Source organism: Microcystis sp. M31BS1 (assembly GCF_020245285.1).
Taxonomy (GTDB): Bacteria; Cyanobacteriota; Cyanobacteriia; order Cyanobacteriales; family Microcystaceae; genus Microcystis; species Microcystis panniformis.
In genome coordinates this window covers 1-3,717 of record NZ_JADBVE010000105.1, presented here as the reverse complement: position 1 = coordinate 3,717, position 3,717 = coordinate 1, and the positions used below count along the sequence as shown (strand labels likewise).

Annotated in this window: 3 protein-coding genes; 1 reads left to right on the top strand and 2 read right to left on the bottom strand. The window is 43.0% G+C overall.

The features are described 5' to 3' along the window. Positions 1-275: 275 nt before the first annotated feature. Both IM509_RS06020 and metG read right to left on the bottom strand, forming a co-directional pair. Complete coding sequence (locus IM509_RS06020; protein WP_002743578.1) at positions 276-881, bottom strand: LabA-like NYN domain-containing protein; 606 nt, start codon at positions 879-881, stop codon at positions 276-278. Positions 882-985: 104 nt separating this feature from the next. Next, a complete protein-coding gene (metG, locus tag IM509_RS06015; protein WP_185236851.1) occupies positions 986-2,599 on the bottom strand; it encodes a methionine--tRNA ligase in 1,614 nt (537 codons plus the stop codon). A gap of 155 nt (positions 2,600-2,754) precedes the next feature. On the opposite strand from metG, the gene IM509_RS06010 reads away from it, so the two are divergent. Further along, the gene (locus tag IM509_RS06010; RefSeq protein WP_185236852.1) at positions 2,755-3,471 is read left to right on the top strand and encodes a lysophospholipid acyltransferase family protein; all 717 of its coding nucleotides are present in this window, start codon (positions 2,755-2,757) and stop codon (positions 3,469-3,471) included. The last annotated feature ends 246 nt before the right edge of the window (positions 3,472-3,717 follow it).

The following is a 3,717-nucleotide window of genomic DNA, read 5'->3' as shown; positions in this document are numbered from 1 at the left end:
TAATTACTTTTTCAAAAAAACACTTTTCTATTTTTTTGTTGGGTATTTTATTCTCTGGAAGTCCCTTAATTGAGGAGGCAGCAGATGGGGAGTGGTCACTGATAACTGATAACTGGTCACTGATAACTGATAACTGGTCACTGATAACTGATAACTGATAACTGATAACTGGTCACTGATAACTGGTCACTGATAACTGGTCACTGATAACTGATAACTGATAACTGAAAAAGGTGGGAATTACCCACCTTTAACTTGATTTTTGCTGAATTTGTCTAGCGACTGCTACGATCTTGGTCTAAGACGCTGACGGGGAAATTATTATAACTAACGTGATGTTTGCTAGTTTTCTGAATTTCTTCTTTGATTTGATCTAGATCAACATAGCGATCGGCTACATTAATTAAACTATCACTGGTCATCGATCGCAAACTAACCACTTCCACTCGCGCACCACGGTAACTGACGGAATCGGCAGCATAGGCCAAATCCCCATCACCACTGACAATGACTGCGGTATCATAGGAACCCACTAGAGCCATTAAATCCACGGCAATTTCCACGTCAAGATTGGCTTTTTTGGAACCATCGGGTAATTGTACTAGATCTTTAGCGATGACTCGATAACCGTTGCGACGCATCCAGAGGAGAAATCCCTGCTGTTTTTCGTTAGTGCGATCAACTCCAGTATAAAAGAAGGCGCGCAAGAGACGAGAACCAGCAGTTAAACGACAAAGTAATTTGGTGTAGTCAATTTCGATACCTAATTGCAGAGCCGCATAAAATAAATTAGAACCATCGATGAAAATCGCCACACGGCCGCGATTTTCTAGCACTTGTTCGGGGGTGAAGACTGGGGCTGTATCATAATCATCAAACATTTTATTTTTCCTCGTTTGTTTGTTAAAAGTTTAGTGTTGGGTGTTTGCCAGTTGTATCCGAAACGACAACAGACCTTAAAAAATAGAGTTATCAAAAAATTCCTTTAGGAATCGTTTAACGGCAGTTCTAGTTTAGAAAAGATCGGTTCAGGTGTTCCTAGTTGTGGATTTGTGGGTAATCCCCATTGACAGTGTTGGGAAAAAGAGACACCATCAGGGGAGTTTTCCCCATCCTCCGACCTGAAAGTATTAAAATCAATAACAAAACCTAGTTGTTGATAAATTTTACTGCTCAAGGTCGGTATTATCGGTGAGAGTAGGTAGGCAGAGAGTCTTACGGATTCCAAAACTGCGTAGAGGACTTGTTCTACCGCTGCTTGTTGTTTCTGTTTAAATAAACTCCAGGGCGCACTCTCATCGATAAACTTGTTACTAGCGCGAATCAACGCCAATATTTCCTCACAGGCTTGATTAAATTGTAGCGCATCATACTTCTGTTCAACAATAACCCCTAGATTGATCCCCATATTCTTAAGACGATTATCGTTGGGGATATCTACGCCAGTCAACTGGGGAGGGATATTTTGGCAGTATTTTTTGACCATGCCTAGGGTGCGATTGAGGAGGTTGCCTAAATCGTTGGCTAAATCCGCGTTAAGAATATTAACAAATCTGGTTTCCTGAAAATCGCCATCCTGTCCTAATTCAATCTCTTTAACGAAATAGTAACGGACGGCATCGGCCCCGTAGCGATCAACCAAATCGAAGGGATCGAGGGTATTACCGAGACTTTTGCCCATTTTACGCCCGTCTTTGGTCAAAAAGCCGTGGCCGAATACTCTTTTGGGCAAGGGTAAACCGGCTGACATTAGCATAGCCGGCCAATAAATGGCATGGAATCTTAATATATCTTTACCGATCAGATGCAGATCGATCGGCCACCATTTGGCCAAGGCATTTTCTAGGGTGGGTTCGTCTTCCGGGTCGAGAAGGGCGGTAACATAGCCAAGAAGGGCATCAAACCAAACGTAGATGGTATGCTGACCATCGTGGGGAATGGGAAACCCCCAAGCCACATTAACCCTAGAAATGGAGAAGTCCTGTAGTCCTTGGTTAACGAAGTTGAGAACCTCATTACGTCGGCTTTCCGGTTGAATAAAATCGGGTTGCTCTTGGTAAATTTGTTCTAGTTGCGCCTGATACTTAGAGAGACGGAAAAAATAGTTTTCCTCGTCGCGCCATTCGGCGGCCAGATTAGTATGAATGGGACAACAGCCATTATCTAACAGTTCTCTTTTTTCCTTAAATTCTTCACAGGCAACGCAATACCAACCCTGTTGGCGATCGAGATAGATATCGCCCTTTTCCCAGACTCTTTCAAAAAATTCGTTAACAATTGCCTGATGACGGGGGGCAGTGGTACGACTAAAGCGATCATACTGGATCTGTAGCTTTGCCCAGAGATTGGCAAAACTGGTGGCGATGCGATCGCAGTGTTCCTGGGGAGCGAGTCCTTTGGTTGCCGCAGTCCGTTCGATTTTCTGTCCGTGTTCGTCGGTTCCTGTAATTAGGAGGACAGAATTGCCCTGTAACCGCTGCCATCGTGCCATAACATCCGCTACGATCGTTGTGTAGGCACTACCGATGTGAGGGATATCGTTGACATAATAAAGAGGTGTTGTTAAAGCAAATGTTTTTCGCTCATTTAAATCATTCATGAAATTTATTTTTTTAAATAGACGAGGCTGCCCCGAGGCTGATCCGTAGATGATTGGGACACAATCCCCATATTTTATGATCCTCTAATTCTGTTTTATCCTTTAGTTGTGATCTAAGTCAATAAAAACAATCTTAAGGCCGATTTTTTTTTTCCATGACGCTGCTTACCCCCCTATCTACCTCTCGTTTAATTCTTGATACCACGCGCACGAGTCTGTTTACCGTCGGTCAAGAAAATCTACCCAGTCAAGGAGTGGCGATCGTGGTAAGTAACCATCGTAGCTTTTTGGACGCGCCGATTTTAATTCAAGCTTTGGGCAAAACTCTCCCGATCGCCTGTCATCACTACATGGGAAAAACGCCGCTTTTGCGGGAATTAATCGGAGAATTGGGCTGTTTTCCCTTTGATACCCCTGAAAAACGCCACCAGACTTTTTTTCGGCAAGCAACAGATTTTTTACAGTCTGGACGATGGATCGGTTTATTTCCAGAAGGTGGATCGCCGATGTTAAATTTGACTTATCCTCGTCAAATTAGCCGTTTTCAAAGCGGATTTGCCCATTTAGCCCTGGGTTGTCCCGTGGAAAATCTATCTGTCTTACCTGTGGCTATTCTCTCTGAGTCGGAAACCGCTATTAGTCCTTTTCCCGTGCGTTTGCTACGCTGGTTAGATACCACGGAACCTTTATTCGATCAAGATGGTTGGCATCCCGTTGTATTTTATCATCGTGTCAAGGTGGCGATCGGTCGTCCCTACGGAATTACTGAGAGCGATCGCTCAGATTATCAAGGTAAACAAGGAAAAAAAGCCCTTAACCGTTTAATTGGTCATTGTCAGTCGGAAATTAGCGATTTATTGCTGAAAGGCTAAGTCAGCAGACAGGAGATAGCCTTGAATCAGTTATCAGTTATCAGTTATCAGTTATCAGATGTGAGTTTTCAGTTCACTGATTACTGTTTACTGTTCACTGAAAATACTGGTTCTTCGTTACTTGGTATGGTTCGATAGGGGGGCATAAATCGACTAAATCCTTATCTGGCAAGAGACTTAATTGATTAGTTCGCTCTAGAAAAAAACAATTAACAAAAATCGCTAAATGCCTTTCTATATAAGGGT